Here is a 14999-nt window from a genome sequence, read left to right on the forward strand (position 1 = left end):
TTATTGGGGCTGCTGCGCAGCCCAACGCGGGGCAAGCCCGCTCGCCACAGTTACAGTGTTCCTCCTTAACTGACTGGCATTAGGGCAAGCCCCCTTCCACACTTTGATCTCTGTTCACATTGGATCAGTGGGGTTCGAGGATCAGGCGCCAGGCAACGCCAGCTGCGGATTGACGAAGTCAAACGCTGCCAACTGAAACCCTTGCTCATCTGCCTGCAACGCCCAGCCCTGCTTGTCCCAATCCCCCAGCACAATGCGCTTGGCCGCCTGGTCGCCAATCTGCAACTTATGGATCGCCGGCCGGTGCGTATGGCCGTGGACCAGGGTGCGCACGCCGAACTGCTGCATCACCCGTGGTACTTCCTCGGGCGTGACATCGACAATGTCGTTGGCCTTCATGCGCGTTTGCGCGCGGCTTTCACTGCGCAGCTTGCTCGCCAGGCGGTGGCGGGTGCGCAATGGCAAATGCCGCAGGATAAACAGCACAACCGGGTTGCGCAGGATGCGCCGCAGCTTCATATAGCCAAGGTCGCGGGTGCAGAGGCTGTCGCCGTGCATCAACAGCACGGGTTCGCCTGCAAGCTGCACGACACTCGGATCCTTGAGCAAGGTGGCGCCTGCTGCTTTGCAGAACGCCTTGCCAATCAGGAAGTCGCGGTTGCCATGCATGATAAAAATCGGGGTGCCGCTGTCGCTCAGCTCGCGCAGAGCCGCGCAGATCGAACGCTGGAAGGGCGTCATCCCATCGTCGCCAATCCAGGCTTCAAAGAAGTCCCCCAGAATGTACAACGCCTGGGCGCCACGGGCGCGGCCGTGGAGCAGATCCAGAAACGCCCGGGTAATGTCCGGGCGCTCCTCTTCCAGATGCAAATCTGAAATCAGCAATATCACCCAACGATCTCGGCTTTCTCGACGATCACGTCTTCTGCTGGAACGTCCTGGTGACCGGCTTTGGAAGTGGTCGACACGCCTTTGATCTTGTCGACAACGTCCTGGCCTTCGGTGACTTTACCGAACACGGCGTAGCCCCAGCCCTGTACGTTCTTGCCGCTGTGGTTCAGGAAGGCGTTGTCGGCGACGTTGATGAAGAACTGCGCGGAGGCCGAATGCGGCTCCATGGTACGGGCCATGGCGACGGTGTACTTGTCGTTGGAAAGGCCGTTGTCCGCTTCGTTCTGGATGCTTGGGCGCTTGTCTTTCTTTTCTTTCATGCCAGGCTCGAAACCGCCGCCCTGGATCATGAAGTTACCGATGACACGGTGGAATACGGTGTTTTCGTAGTGGCCGGCGTTAACGTATTCGATGAAGTTGGCGACGGTGATCGGCGCTTTCTCGGCGTTCAGCTCGATGACGATTTCACCGTGGTTGGTGGTCAGTTTAACTTGGGTCATGTTCACTACTCTTTTCAGGGAATTCGTGGGTTTGGACGCCTGGGGCGCCTTACCGGGTTGGCGCAGTCGCGGCCAAGGCGCGCAGTTTAGCGTGCCCGGCAGGAATTTCGAGGTGGTTTTTTACCGCGTGCGCCATTAAAGCAGTAATTAAAGCAGCAGTTTTTGGTCGCGGCCTGTCAGTGTCTTGACTGCTTCGGCTATTATGAGCCCTTTGTTTTATCTGGCCCCACCTGGCCACGAACCTGTCTGTTCAAGGATCCTATGAGCAAGCCCACTGTCGACCCTACCTCGAATTCCAAGGCCGGACCTGCCGTCCCGGTCAATTTCCTGCGCCCGATCATCCAGGCGGACCTGGATTCGGGCAAGCACACGCAGATCGTCACCCGGTTCCCGCCAGAGCCCAACGGCTACCTGCACATCGGTCACGCCAAGTCGATCTGTGTGAACTTCGGCCTGGCCCAGGAGTTCGGTGGCGTCACGCACCTGCGTTTCGACGACACCAACCCGGCCAAGGAAGACCAGGAATACATCGACGCCATCGAAAGCGACATCAAGTGGCTGGGCTTCGAATGGTCCGGTGAAGTGCGCTATGCCTCCAAATACTTCGACCAGTTGTTCGACTGGGCCGTCGAGTTGATCAAGGCCGGCAAGGCCTACGTCGACGACCTGACCCCCGAGCAGGCCAAGGAATACCGTGGCACCCTGACCGAGCCGGGCAAGAACAGCCCGTTCCGCGACCGTTCGGTGGAAGAGAACCTCGACTGGTTCGCCCGCATGCGCGCCGGTGAGTTCCCGGATGGCGCCCGCGTGCTGCGCGCCAAGATCGACATGGCCTCGCCGAACATGAACCTGCGCGACCCGATCATGTACCGCATCCGTCACGCCCATCACCACCAGACCGGCGACAAGTGGTGCATCTACCCGAACTACGACTTCACCCACGGTCAGTCGGACGCCATCGAAGGCATCACCCACTCCATCTGCACCCTGGAGTTCGAGAGCCATCGCCCGCTGTACGAATGGTTCCTGGACAGCCTGCCGGTCCCGGCGCACCCGCGTCAGTACGAATTCAGCCGCCTGAACCTGAACTACACCATCACCAGCAAGCGCAAGCTCAAGCAACTGGTCGATGAAAAGCACGTGCATGGCTGGGACGACCCGCGCATGTCGACCCTGTCGGGCTTCCGCCGTCGCGGCTACACCCCGGCGTCGATCCGCAACTTCTGCGACATGGTCGGCACCAACCGTTCCGACGGCGTGGTCGACTTTGGCATGCTCGAGTTCAGCATCCGCCAGGACCTCGACGCGAACGCGCCGCGCGCCATGTGCGTGCTGCGTCCGTTGAAAGTCGTGATCACCAACTACCCGCAAGACAAGGTCGACCACCTCGAACTGCCGCGTCACCCGCAGAACGAAGCACTGGGCGTGCGCAAGCTGCCGTTTTCGCGTGAAATCTACATCGACCGCGATGACTTCATGGAAGAACCGCCAAAAGGCTACAAGCGCCTGGAGCCCAACGGCGAAGTGCGCCTGCGCGGCAGCTACGTGATCCGTGCCGACGAAGCGATCAAGGACGCCGATGGCAACATCGTCGAACTGCGTTGCTCCTACGACCCGGAAACCCTGGGCAAGAACCCTGAAGGCCGCAAGGTCAAGGGCGTGATCCACTGGGTGCCGGCCGCTGCCAGCATCGAGTGCGAAGTGCGCCTGTACGATCGTCTGTTCCGTTCGCCGAATCCTGAAAAGGCTGAAGACAGCGCCAGTTTCCTCGACAACATCAACCCTGACTCCCTGCAAGTGCTCACCGGTTGTCGTGCCGAACCCTCTTTGGGCGACGCACAGCCGGAAGACCGTTTCCAGTTTGAGCGCGAAGGCTACTTCTGCGCGGATATCAAGGACTCGAAACCCGGTCAGCCGGTATTCAACCGTACCGTGACCTTGCGTGATTCGTGGGGCCAGTGATTCTGTTTTAAGGGAACTGTCGTGCTAACGATCTACAACACACTCAGCAAGACCAAAGAAGTCTTCAAGCCGCTGGATGGCAACAAGGTGCGCATGTACGTGTGCGGCATGACCGTGTACGACTACTGCCACATCGGCCACGGCCGCAGCATGGTTGCCTTCGACCTGGTGACCCGCTGGTTGCGTTTCAGCGGCTATGACTTGACCTATGTGCGCAACATCACCGACATCGACGACAAGATCATCAACCGCGCCAACGAGAACGGCGAGTCGTTCGACGCGCTGACCGAGCGCATGATCGCCGCCATGCACGAGGACGAGGCCCGCCTCAACATCCTCAAGCCGGACATGGAACCGCGCGCCACGGACCACATCCCTGGCATGCACGCGATGATCCAGACCCTGATCGACAAGGGTTATGCCTACGCCCCAGGCAACGGCGATGTGTACTACCGCGTCGCCAAGTTCATGGGCTACGGCAAGCTGTCGCGCAAGAAAATCGAAGACCTGCGCATCGGCGCGCGCATTGAAGTCGACGAAGCCAAGCAGGATCCGCTCGACTTCGTGCTGTGGAAAGGCACCAAGCCCGGCGAGCCGAGCTGGGAGTCGCCCTGGGGCGCCGGGCGTCCGGGCTGGCACATCGAATGCTCGGTGATGTCCACCTGCTGCCTGGGCGAGACTTTCGACATTCATGGCGGCGGCAGCGACCTCGAGTTCCCGCACCACGAAAACGAAATCGCCCAGAGCGAAGCCGCCACCGGCAAGACCTACGCCAATGCCTGGATGCACTGCGGCATGATCCGCATCAATGGCGAGAAGATGTCCAAGTCCTTGAACAACTTCTTCACCATCCGCGACGTGCTGGAAAAGTACCACCCGGAAGTGGTGCGTTACCTGTTGGTGTCCAGCCACTACCGCAGCGCCATCAACTACTCGGAAGACAACCTCAAGGACGCCAAGGGCGCCCTGGAGCGTTTCTACCATGCGTTGAAAGGCCTGCCATCCGTGGCGCCGGCCGGCGGCGAAGCGTTCGTGGCACGGTTCACCGAGGTCATGAACGACGACTTCGGCACCCCCGAAGCCTGCGCCGTGCTGTTCGAAATGGTGCGCGAGATCAACCGCCTGCGCGAGAGCGATTTCGATGCAGCGGCAGGTCTGGCTGCTCGCCTGAAAGAACTGGCCAGTGTGTTGGGCGTGCTGCAGATGGAAGCCGACGACTTCCTGCAGGCCGGCGCCGAAGGGCGTGTGGATGCGGCTGAGGTGGATGCGTTGATCCAGGCGCGTCTGGCGGCGCGTGCCAACAAGGACTGGGCGGAGTCTGACCGTATCCGTGACCAACTGACCGCGATGGGTGTGGTGTTGGAAGACGGGAAGGGCGGGACTACTTGGCGGTTGGCTGATCAGGCTTGATTGGCAAACGCTGAATGAAAAACGCCCCGACTGGTTCGGGGCGTTTTTTTGCCTCGATTACGGTGTGTCAGCCAACATACCTGCCAACAGTGCCGCCGCCTTCGAAGCCTCGCTAAAGCTCGACATCTCCCACAGGGGATTGGCGATATCCATGAGATCTACAGCCAGGCCGCTTTCTCCCTGCCAACAGCGATCAAATGTGGGAGGGGGCTTGCTCCCGATAGCCATGGGTATCTACACAACTTTTCAGACTCTGACAAATATCCCTGTGGCGAGCGGGCTTGTCGAATCGTCGCACCGCCCGCGTTGGGCTGCGAAGCAGCCCCAAAACCAGCCTCTACAGAGAGTCTGATACACCGCGTTCTTCTTTCCTGGGGCTGCTACGCAACCCAACGCGGGACAAGCCCGCTCGCCACAACAGCCCTATCTGCCGGGCGTTCAGCGTTGAGCCAAAGGTGTGTAGATATCCATGCCCCGATCGCGGTGGTTCAGCCAACATACCTGCCAACAGTGCCACCGCCTTCGAAGCCTCGCTAAAGCTCGACATCTCCCACAAGGGATTGGCGATATCCATGAGATCTAAAGCCAGGCTGCTTTCTCCCTGCCAACAACGATCAAGTGTGGGAGGGGGCTTGCTCCCGATGGCGGTGGGTCAGCCAACATACCTGCCAACAGTGCGGCCGCCTTCGAAGCCTCGCTAAAGCTCGACATCTCTCACATTTTTAACCGTGTTCGCCTCAGCGGCGGCTGCTGACCTCGGCCGGCACATCATCACCGGCCATGCGCTTGCGAAACAGCGCCGTACGGGCCAGTAGCAGTGTGGTCACCGGCACGGTGATCGCCAACAAAATTGGAATCAACCATCCATGCAGCACCGGCCCGGACTTGAGCACCGAAAAATAGATAATCGACGCCAACGCCACACACCACGCGCCCAGCGTCGAAGCCAGCGCCGGCGGGTGCATGCGCTGGAAGAAGTCTTTCATGCGCAGCAAGCCAATCGCGCCGATCAGTGCGAACACGCTGCTCAACACCAGCAGGACCGCGACGACGATTTCCATCCATAACGGCATCATTCAATCACCTCCCCACGCAGCAGGAATTTCGCCAGGGCAAACGAGCCCACGAAGCCGAACAGCGCAATCAGCAGCGCCGCTTCAAAGTAGGTGTCACTGGCATAACGAATGCCGAGCACCAGCATCATCAGCATCGCCAGGATGTACAGGTAGTCCAGCGCCAATACCCGGTCCTGGGCCGACGGGCCTTTGAACAGGCGCACCAGGGTCAGCACCATGGCCAGGGAGAACAGGAACAGGCTGAACAGGATCGCATTGGAGAGCAGGGCGCTCATTCGAAGATCTCCATCAGGGGCCGCTCGTAGGTGGTCTTGAAGTGTTCGATAAACGACGCTTCATCCTCCAGGTCGAACACGTGCAGCAGCAGGATGCTGCGGTCCAGCGCCAGTTCCGACCAGATGGTGCCGGGGACCACGGTGGTGATCATCGACAGGGCGGCGAGGCCGTTGGCATCGCGCAGGTCCAGGGGGATTTTGACGAAGTGCGAACGCGGTGGGCGTGAACCGCACATCAGCACGCCCCAGGCGACTTGCAGGTTGGAGACGATCACGTCGCGGCCGACCACGAAGAACAGGCGGATGATCACACCGGGGCGGCGGATGCGGATCGGCAGCGGGCGCAGCGGCGCCATCAGCAGCGGTGCAAGCAGGCCCAGCAGCGCGCCCAGCAGCAGGTTGCCTGGGCTGACGGACAGGTTCAGCACCAGCCACAACAACCACAAGGCCAGGGACAACCACGGCGCAGGGAGCAGGCGTTTCATGGTTGCACCTCCAGCGCGGCGGTCTTGGCTTCGGGGCTTGGAACCGGGCGGGTCGCCATCACCGCCATGACGTAGTTTTCCGGATTGTTCAGGCTCTGGGCAGTGGCCTGGGTGTAGCGCATCAGCGGTTCGGCCTTGAAGGTCAGTAGGATGCTCAGGCCCAGCAGAAAGAAGATCGGCACACACTCATAGCGGCGCAGCAAAGGCGACGGGCGTTCTTCCGGGGTCCAGAAGCGCTGGATACCCAAGCGGGCGAAGGCAATCAGCGAGGCCAGGCCGGACAGGATCAGCAACGCCATCAGGCCCCATGCTGCAGGGCGGATCGGGCCTTCCAGGCCAGTGCCCAGGCCCAAGGGATTAACCAGCGCACTCAACAAACTGAGCTTGCCGATAAACCCGGACAGCGGCGGCATGCCAATAATCAGCAGGGCGCAGGCGACAAAGCTCAAACCGAGGAAGGCCATGGTCCAGGGAATCACCTGGCCGACCACGGCTTTCTGCTCGTCATCGAGGTTGACGCCAGGGCGCGGATGCAGGGACTCCATGGCCTTGGGCAGTGCGTCGATCTCTTCATCCAGCGGCAGGTCGTTGGCCGAGCGCGAACGCTCGATCAATTCCGCCAGCAGGAACAGCGCACTCAGTGCCAGCGTGGAGCTGACCAGATAGAACAGCGCCCCGGCGGTCAGGCTTGGCTGGGCGAAACCAACGGCCGACAGCAGGATCCCGGCCGAGACCAGGATGCTCAAGCTGGCCATGCGCTCCAGCCGCTGCGCCGCGACCATCGCCAGCGCCGCGCAGATGATCGTGGCCATGCCGCCGTACACCAGCCAGTCGCCGCCAAACAACGCCGACGCGCCGGCCTGGCCGGAGAACAGCAGGGTCCACAGGCGCAGCACGGTGTACACGCCGACCTTGGTCATGATCGCGAACATCGCCGCCACCGGCGCACTGGCCGAGGAATAGGCGGGTGCCAGCCAGAAGTTCAGCGGCCACATGCCGGCCTTGGCCAGGAATGCGGTGGCGAGGATCGCCGCACCGGCATGCAACAAGCCGCGATCGGCTTCCGGCACGAGCGGGATTTTCAGGGCCAGATCCGCGAAATTCAGCGTACCGGTAACGCCGTAGATCATCGCCGCGCCAATCAGGAACAACGACGACGCCAGCAGGTTGATCGCAATGTAATGCAGGCCCGACGACACCCGCGCCCGCCCCGAGCCGTGCAGCATCAAGCCGTAGGACGCCGCCAGCAGCACCTCGAAGAACACGAACAGGTTGAACAGGTCAGCGGTGAGGAACGCGCCGTACAGGCCCATCATCTGGATCTGGAACAGCGCATGGAAGCTGGTGCCGGCGCGGTCCCAACGGGCCATGGCGAACAGCAGCGCGCTCACGCCGATGATCCCGGTGAGCACCAGCATCAGCGCCGAGAGTTGATCGACCACCAGCACGATGCCGAACGGCACCTGCCAGTTGCCCGGCAGGTACACGCCAATCGAGCCTGGGCCGCCTTTTTGCGTCCAGTACAACAGCAGGATTGCGATGCCCAGGCCAATAACGCTGGAGAACAGATTGATCTTGGCCTTCAGCGGACGGCGTTTTTCACCCAGCATCAGCATCAGCGCGGCGGTGAGCAGCGGCAGCAGGATGGGGGCGACGATCAGTTGGTTGACCCAATTCATTCCTTGGGCTCCCGGCCGTCCACATGGTCAGTGCCGGTCAGGCCCCGTGACGCCAGCAGCACCACCAGGAACAACGCAGTCATGGCGAAGCTGATCACGATGGCCGTGAGCACCAGGGCCTGGGGCAGGGGGTCGGTGTAGTTGAGCAGGTCCTGCGGCACGCCGTCCTTGATGATCGGCTCCTTACCGATAAACAGGCTGCCCATGCTGAAAATGAACAGGTTGACCCCGTAGGACAACAGGCACAGGCCCATCACCACCTGGAACGTCCGTGGCCGCAGGATCAACCAGACGCCGGAGGCCGCCAGGACCCCAATGGCAATTGCGATGACTTCTTCCATCAGGCGGCTCCTTCGGTGGCGGCGACTACTTTGGCCTGGTTGCTCGGTTTATGCGCACGCACCGACTGGTGGCCGAGGGCGGTGAGCATCAGCAGCGTCGAGCCGACGACCATGGCGTACACGCCGACGTCGAAGAACAAGGCGCTGGCGATATGAATATCGCCCAGCAGCGGCAGGCTGAGATGCCAGGTATGGGTGGTGAGGAACGGGTAGCCGACAAACAACGCGCCGATCCCGGTCAGCGTCGCCGAGAGCAGGCCGAAGCCCATCCAGCGCATCGGCCGCAGGCTCATCTGCGCCTCGACCCACTGGGTGCCGGCGACCATGTATTGCAGGATAAACGCCACCGACATCACCAGGCCGGCGACAAACCCGCCGCCCGGTTGGTTGTGGCCGCGCATGAACAGGTAGAACGACACCACCAGCGCAATCGGCAGCAGCAGGCGCACCAGCACTGCCGGCACCATCATGAAGCCCAGGGCGGTGTCGCTGGCCTGGCGCGGGTTGACCAGGTCGGTGGCCACGTCCGGTGCCAACTGGCGCTGTTGCGCGGGCAGTTGCATGCTTTCCTTGGACGGGCGGAAGCGCCGCAGCAGGGCGTACACGGTCAGCGCCACGGCGCCGAGCACGGTGATTTCGCCGAGGGTGTCGAAGCCCCGGAAATCCACCAGCATCACGTTCACCACATTGCTGCCACCGCCCTCGGGCAGGGCGCGGCTCAAGTAGAACGAGGAAATATCGTTGGGCGTCTGGCGCGTCAGCATCGCGTAGGACAGCAGCGCCATGCCGCCGCCCACCACGGTGGACAGCAGGAAGTCGCGCAGACGACGGATGCGCGCCTTGCGCAGCGAACTGGGGAGTGGCGAAACTTCTTCGATCCGCCGTGGCAGCCAGCGCAGGCCGAGCAGGATCAGCACCGTCGTGACGACTTCTACGACCAACTGGGTCAGCGCCAGGTCCGGTGCCGAGAACCACACGAAGGTGATGCAGGTCATCAGTCCGCACACGCTGACCATGGTCAGGGCCGCGAGCCGGTGATACTTGGCTTGCCAGGCGGCGCCCAGGGCACAGGCAATCGCCAGCAGCCACAGGGTGACGAACACGATGGAGCCCGGGATCTTCGGCCGGTCGCCCCAGGTAAGGCCGCTGTTGAGCATCGGGATCATGGCGCCGATCACCGCGACGATCACCAACAGGAACAATTGGGTTTGCAGGCGCTTGGTGCTGATGCGTTTCTCGATCTTGCGCACGCCGCGCATCATCACCACCAGGCTGCGCTCGAAGCCGCGCTTGCCGTTGAAGTAGCTGATGACCGGCGGGTACTTGAAGCGGCCGCGCTTGAGCTGCTTGCGTAGCAGCAGGTAGAGCACGACGCCGCAGGACATGGCCACCAGGCTCATGATCATCGGCGCATTCCAGCCGTGCCAGATCGCCAGGCTGTACTCCGGCAGCACGCCGCCAACCACCGGCAGTGCAGCGGCCGCGAGGATCGAACCGACCACCTGGGCCGGGAAGATCCCCACCAGCAGGCAGGTAAACACCAGCAGCTCAACTGGCGCACGCATCCAGCGTGGTGGCTCGTGGGGGGTGTGGGGCAGGTTGGTGGCAGGGGGGCCGAAGAACACATCCACAGTGAAGCGCAGGGCGTAGGCGACGCTGAAGGTCCCGGCAATGGTCGCGATCATCGGCAGGGCGATTTCTACCCATTGGGTCGACGAGATAAACACGGTCTCGGCGAAGAACATCTCCTTGGACAGGAAACCATTCAGCAACGGCACCCCCGCCATGGACGCACTGGCGACCATCGCCAGCGTCGCGGTAAACGGGATCAGCTTGACCAGGCCGCTGAGCTTGCGGATATCCCGCGTGCCGCTTTCGTGGTCGATGATGCCCGCCGCCATGAACAGCGAGGCCTTGAAGGTGGCGTGGTTGAGGATATGGAACACCGCTGCGACAGCGGCCAGCGGGCTGTTGAGGCCCAGCAGCAAGGTGATCAGCCCGAGATGGCTGATGGTGGAATAGGCTAAAAGGCCCTTGAGATCATTCTGGAACATGGCGCAGTAAGCGCCGAGGAGGAGGGTGAGGGCGCCGGCACCGCCGACGATCCAGAACCATTCTTCGCTGCCGGACAGCGACGGCCACAGGCGGGCCAGCAGGAACACGCCGGCTTTCACCATCGTCGCCGAGTGCAGATAGGCTGACACCGGGGTCGGTGCGGCCATGGCATGGGGCAGCCAGAAGTGGAACGGGAACTGCGCGCTTTTGCTCAGCGCGCCGATCAGCACCAGGGCGAGCATCACCGGGTACAGCGAATGCGCGCGAATCTGGTCGCCCGCCGCCAGCACACGGTCCAGGTCATAGCTGCCGACGATATGCCCCAGCAGCATCACCCCGGCCAGCAGGCACAGGCCGCCCGCGCCGGTGACCATCAACGCCATATAGGCACCGCGTCGCGCATCGGCGCGGTGGTGCCAGTAGCCAATCAACAGGAACGAGAACAGGCTGGTCAGTTCCCAGAAGAACACGATCTGGATCAGATTGCCGGAGATCACCAGCCCGAGCATGGCGCCCATAAAGGCCAGGAAAAACGCGAAGAAACGCGGCACCGGATCGTCCGGTGACATGTAGTAGCGCGCATACAGCGACACCAGCGTGCCGATGCCGAGCACCAGCATCGAGAACAGCCAGGCGAACCCATCCATGCGCAGCACGAAGTTCAGCCCGAGGCTGGGCAACCACATGAATTCTTCGCGGATCACGCCACCGTGGGCGATCTGGGGGTAGAGCAGGGCGACTTGAACGGTTCCGACCAGGGCCACAAGGCCAGCCAGCAGGGATTCGGTGTTACGTGCATTGTGCGGCAGCAAGGCCGCCAGACAGCTGCCAATGAACGGCAGAAGCAGTAGAACTATCAGGGACATAGGCTTCTAATCTGCGGGAGTTTGGGATGCATCATACGTGCCGCTTTCACGATCACCAAACGGCAAGATGTGGCAGGATCCTACAAAGTAGGTCGAAAACTCCCATTTGGCCTTGTTTCCGACCCTAGCCCTGTTGCTCCTGTTCCCTCGCATCCTGCAGGTCGATGGCTTTTTGCCCTTTTGTCTTCATTTCACTCACAATCACCGCCACCACAATCAACGCCGCGCCCAGCATGGCAATCGGCGGGAACCGTTCCCCGGCGATCCGCCCAACAACGCCTGCCCACACCGGCTCACCGGCATAGATCAACGTGGCTCGCGTGGGCGAAACGCTTTGCTGCGCCCAGTTCATCGCGACCTGGATCACCGCACTGGTCAAGCCCAGGCCCACTGCGCTGAACAGCAGCAACCACGAAAACCCCGGCAGCGCCTCGCCCATCGGCACCACCATCAGGAACGACAGCAGCGACGCCGTCGCCAGTTGCACCACCGTCACCCGGCGTACGTCCACCTGCCCGGCAAATGCACTGATCAAAATGATCTCGGCCGCAATTGCTATCGCGCCGATCAATGTGGCGATTTCACCAGGGCTGAAATTCAACGAGGCACCGGCAGGACCGGTCAACAACATCAACCCGGCAAACGCCAGCATGATGCCGATGCTCGGCATCAACCCCGGACGACGACCCAGCACCAGCCACTGCAACAGCGGCACAAACGGCACATACAGCGCGGTAATGAACGCCGACTGGCTGCTCAAGATCGTCTGCAGGCCAATGGTCTGCAAGCCGTAGCCGAACATGATCGCCACGCCGATGAACACGCCCGCCTTCAATTCGAACAACGTCAGGTCGCGCAGCGTACGCAAGGAAAAGAACCCGACCACAATCGCCGCCGCCGCAAAGCGCAGGCCCACGAAAAACATCGGCCCGCTGACAGTCATGGCATGCTGAACCAGCAAAAACGTGCCGCCCCAAATCATGGTGATAAACACCAGAATGCATTCGGCTTTGCTGAAACGGTTGAAACGCGAGGGGGAGTTCGGCGTGGTCATGGCGGCTCGGTCTTGCAAGGGAAAGGCACGGACCGCACAATGCGCCGCACGCTGGGCAGTATACTGCGCACACCCACCCATTGAGCAATATAGTGCACAAAGAAAATCCACAACGGGCCTCGGTCCTGCAGCACGTCAGCCAGAACGTTCGTCGCCTGCGCCACGCCGCCGACCTGAGCCAGACCGCGCTCTCGGAAAAGTCCGGGGTCAGCCGGCGCATGCTGGTGGCCATCGAGGCGGGGGAGAAGAACGTCAGCCTGTCCACCCTCGACCGTGTGGCCGAAGCACTCGACGTCGCGTTCAGCGACCTGATCCAGGCGCCGGATGTGCGCGATCACAGTCGCATCAACGAACTGGCCTGGGCCGGTGATATTCCCGGTAGTAAAGCGATATTGCTTGCCAAGGCCACGGCGCGGCGTGAAGTCGAACTTTGGGAGATGCGCCTGGAGTCAGGTGATCGATATAGCCCAGAACCCGATCCGGAAGGCTGGAACGTGCAGATTTTTGTATTCGACGGCTGTTTGACCCTGCGGCTGGGCGACGCGAAGAAATATATTTCGGCGGGTGAGTTCTTTATGTTTGGCAGCGATCAAACCCATGGCTATTGCAATGATGGCTCGGTGGCTGTTCGATTTGTTCGCACTGTGGTGATTTGAAGCAACACCGAAAGCTCTGTCGCTATCGTCAGAATAGTCATCGCGACTTACCAAGTATGACGCATTATTTTTCTGTGCTCTCCAAAGGGGATCAATAGAAAAAGGAAATGCCCGTGCCTGTCAATCCACAAAGTATAACTGGCTGGCCTTTGCTATTAGATATTAATGCGCCATCAGTTAATTTGCGCGTCAGCCCGGTAAAACCCAGTAATGAAATCCCGCGACAGTGGAGCAGTTGGGAGGCTGAGCATGTTATCGGAGCAGAAGAGAAGAAACGCTCCTCTCCTATTGCCTATGAGCATTCGCCACATCGAAAAAGACGCGAGGATAAACTTTTTAGCCTTCCTCACGTTGATAGAACTATCCTGAATCGGGGGCCATTGTTTTCAAAAAAATCAGCTGCTAAATACAACATGCCTCAAGTAGGGCTAGTCTCCGAGGCTGGCATGGAGACACGCATAGCTCGCTATGCGAACAATCCAGTACTGCCTAATTTTATATACAGTTTTTTAACGGAGCCGAGTGACCCGAAATTCCTTGCTTTTCGCCAGCACCCTGAGCAGTTTCCTGCGACGCCGTTCACTGCGCAGGGGGGGATCGTGCTGATGCCGAATACTCGATACATAGAAAAATATCCCGAGGTTTTTCCAGAGCCAATGGACTTGAGTACTCGTACTCGGCATACCGGTGGCTATGCGCTGGTGGGGTATTGGATACCTCCTGATCTCTTTGAAAATCGCCAAGCGTTTCAAGAAGTCTTCAAATATCGCGTGAATACAGCTGTAGGTGTAGGTGCGCGGGAAAGTGTAGGTGAATACGAAAAACGTACAGGTCGCAGGTTTTTAGTCAACCCTGTTGATGTGCAAAAGGAGCATGTTGAGCTACTTAAGATGTTTAAGGAAATGAGCATGCGCTCCATTGAGAAGGTTTATGGTTATCAACCTGGAAAAGATACCGCGCAGATCTATTTACATAGCCCGATCTACGGAGACTCAACCGCCGGCCTGCATATTCATGTGCGCGTGAATCAGCGGCTTCCGGGCGGTGAGGCCGATGCTGGCAGTATCACATTGGATAAAATGATTGACGTGCTTGAGGGCAAGAAGTTTGGAAGCGGCAATATTAAGAGTGAGGTGTTCGGGTTGATGCCTAAAACTCACTCGGGGCTGTTGGTATCCTTCAACTCGGCCTCGAACAAAAAACAGTTTGAAGGCATTTCTGTTATGTATGTTCCCAATCCATGGAAACAGCCTTAGGGCGGCGGTGTCGAGCACGGGTTGACTCAATAAGTAAGTGTTGCGCTGCTTTTTGGGTTTGTCCTTCGCCAATCTTGAGTGGGCGAAGCGATATTTGAAATCTTTCAATTTTATACAGAGGTCATGGATATGTTGGTTTCTCCTGTTTCACCGGCTTTGGTTTCGTATGCCTTGAATCCCGTGCCTTCAAACACATCAACAATAAACGTAGGCATAGAGCACTCTCGCGGATCGGTGCCGAAGGAACCCGTTAACCTGTCGCGTGGAGTACCTGTAGAACGCAGCAGTAATGGGGTTTTATTTACACGTGACGCCCAATTCATTGAGCATAATAACGAGTTGTATCGCGTCAAAAATCCTTACTATACGAACTACGTGGCCGCCGAGGAGGTTGCCATGGGTAACCTATTCTCGATGACTGGGCTGGGTGCGCCGAAGATGATGTTGTGCAATGGTTGTGAGGGTTTTTTTGATTTTAATAAAACAACTAGGG

At 60.0% G+C, this 14999-nt stretch carries 14 protein-coding genes; 5 read left to right on the forward strand and 9 right to left on the reverse strand.

Features of this window, described 5'->3' with window-relative positions; genetic code table 11:
• Positions 1-141: 141 nt before the first annotated feature.
• Both lpxH and AD670_RS15745 read right to left on the reverse strand, forming a co-directional pair.
• Positions 142-891 (reverse strand): UDP-2,3-diacylglucosamine diphosphatase, encoded by a 750-nt coding sequence (gene lpxH / locus AD670_RS15740; RefSeq protein WP_053134038.1) that lies wholly within the window; start codon positions 889-891, stop codon positions 142-144.
• On the reverse strand, positions 888-1391 hold the full coding sequence (locus AD670_RS15745) for a peptidylprolyl isomerase (protein ID WP_032889796.1): 504 nt from the start codon (positions 1389-1391) through the stop codon (positions 888-890). Before AD670_RS15745 ends, lpxH begins: the two co-directional genes overlap by 4 nt.
• Before the next feature lie 261 nt (positions 1392-1652).
• Between AD670_RS15745 and AD670_RS15750 the strand changes: the two genes are divergently transcribed.
• Positions 1653-3353, forward strand: coding sequence for a glutamine--tRNA ligase/YqeY domain fusion protein (locus AD670_RS15750; protein WP_053134043.1), 1701 nt, complete (start codon positions 1653-1655; stop codon positions 3351-3353).
• A gap of 21 nt (positions 3354-3374) precedes the next feature.
• On the forward strand, positions 3375-4763 hold the full coding sequence (gene cysS, locus AD670_RS15755; protein ID WP_053134046.1) for a cysteine--tRNA ligase: 1389 nt from the start codon (positions 3375-3377) through the stop codon (positions 4761-4763).
• Between the two features lie 737 nt (positions 4764-5500).
• Here cysS and AD670_RS15760 read toward each other — a convergent pair.
• The 7 genes from AD670_RS15760 to AD670_RS15790 form a co-directional block, all read right to left on the reverse strand.
• On the reverse strand, positions 5501-5839 hold the full coding sequence (locus AD670_RS15760; RefSeq protein WP_027606290.1) for a Na+/H+ antiporter subunit G: 339 nt from the start codon (positions 5837-5839) through the stop codon (positions 5501-5503).
• Entirely contained in the window at positions 5836-6114 is a 279-nt protein-coding gene (locus AD670_RS15765; RefSeq protein ID WP_003211751.1) for a K+/H+ antiporter subunit F, read from the reverse strand. Before AD670_RS15765 ends, AD670_RS15760 begins: the two co-directional genes overlap by 4 nt.
• On the reverse strand, positions 6111-6599 hold the full coding sequence (locus AD670_RS15770) for a Na+/H+ antiporter subunit E (protein ID WP_053134049.1): 489 nt from the start codon (positions 6597-6599) through the stop codon (positions 6111-6113). The genes AD670_RS15765 and AD670_RS15770 overlap by 4 nt, the downstream gene beginning before the upstream one ends.
• Positions 6596-8278 (reverse strand): monovalent cation/H+ antiporter subunit D, encoded by a 1683-nt coding sequence (locus AD670_RS15775; RefSeq protein WP_053134051.1) that lies wholly within the window; start codon positions 8276-8278, stop codon positions 6596-6598. The genes AD670_RS15770 and AD670_RS15775 overlap by 4 nt, the downstream gene beginning before the upstream one ends.
• The gene (locus tag AD670_RS15780) at positions 8275-8619 is read right to left on the reverse strand and encodes a Na+/H+ antiporter subunit C (RefSeq protein ID WP_003192163.1); all 345 of its coding nucleotides are present in this window, start codon (positions 8617-8619) and stop codon (positions 8275-8277) included. Before AD670_RS15780 ends, AD670_RS15775 begins: the two co-directional genes overlap by 4 nt.
• A complete protein-coding gene (locus AD670_RS15785) occupies positions 8619-11540 on the reverse strand; it encodes a monovalent cation/H+ antiporter subunit A (protein ID WP_053134054.1) in 2922 nt (973 codons plus the stop codon). Before AD670_RS15785 ends, AD670_RS15780 begins: the two co-directional genes overlap by 1 nt.
• Positions 11541-11664: 124 nt before the next feature.
• Positions 11665-12594 carry a DMT family transporter gene (locus AD670_RS15790; protein WP_053134057.1) on the reverse strand — a complete coding sequence of 310 codons (930 nt, stop codon included), beginning with the start codon at positions 12592-12594 and terminating at the stop codon, positions 11665-11667.
• A 92-nt stretch (positions 12595-12686) separates the two neighbouring features.
• Here AD670_RS15790 and AD670_RS15795 point away from each other — a divergent pair, with 92 nt between their 5' ends.
• The 3 genes from AD670_RS15795 to AD670_RS31775 form a co-directional block, all read left to right on the forward strand.
• Entirely contained in the window at positions 12687-13250 is a 564-nt protein-coding gene (locus AD670_RS15795; RefSeq protein ID WP_053134060.1) for a helix-turn-helix domain-containing protein, read from the forward strand.
• Positions 13251-13363: 113 nt separating this feature from the next.
• The gene (locus AD670_RS31460; RefSeq protein WP_156338246.1) at positions 13364-14506 is read left to right on the forward strand and encodes a hypothetical protein; all 1143 of its coding nucleotides are present in this window, start codon (positions 13364-13366) and stop codon (positions 14504-14506) included.
• A 123-nt stretch (positions 14507-14629) separates the two neighbouring features.
• A partial coding sequence (locus AD670_RS31775) for a hypothetical protein (protein WP_156338248.1) occupies positions 14630-14999 on the forward strand: 370 nt, incomplete at its 3' end.

The organism is Pseudomonas sp. MIACH (assembly GCF_001269925.1).
Taxonomy (GTDB): Bacteria; Pseudomonadota; Gammaproteobacteria; order Pseudomonadales; family Pseudomonadaceae; genus Aquipseudomonas.

Bases quoted from the DNA above. Each gene is read 5' to 3' on its own strand.
- AD670_RS15775 (WP_053134051.1), bottom strand. From the start codon at position 8,278: ATGAATTGGGTCAACCAACTGATCGTCGCCCCCATCCTGCTGCCGCTG.
- AD670_RS15760 (WP_027606290.1), bottom strand. From the start codon at position 5,839: ATGATGCCGTTATGGATGGAAATCGTCGTCGCGGTCCTGCTGGTGTTG.
- AD670_RS15745 (WP_032889796.1), bottom strand. From the start codon at position 1,391: ATGACCCAAGTTAAACTGACCACCAACCACGGTGAAATCGTCATCGAG.
- AD670_RS15790 (WP_053134057.1), bottom strand. From the start codon at position 12,594: ATGACCACGCCGAACTCCCCCTCGCGTTTCAACCGTTTCAGCAAAGCC.
- AD670_RS15750 (WP_053134043.1), top strand. From the start codon at position 1,653: ATGAGCAAGCCCACTGTCGACCCTACCTCGAATTCCAAGGCCGGACCT.
- AD670_RS15770 (WP_053134049.1), bottom strand. From the start codon at position 6,599: ATGAAACGCCTGCTCCCTGCGCCGTGGTTGTCCCTGGCCTTGTGGTTG.
- AD670_RS15785 (WP_053134054.1), bottom strand. From the start codon at position 11,540: ATGTCCCTGATAGTTCTACTGCTTCTGCCGTTCATTGGCAGCTGTCTG.
- AD670_RS15765 (WP_003211751.1), bottom strand. From the start codon at position 6,114: ATGAGCGCCCTGCTCTCCAATGCGATCCTGTTCAGCCTGTTCCTGTTC.
- AD670_RS15780 (WP_003192163.1), bottom strand. From the start codon at position 8,619: ATGGAAGAAGTCATCGCAATTGCCATTGGGGTCCTGGCGGCCTCCGGC.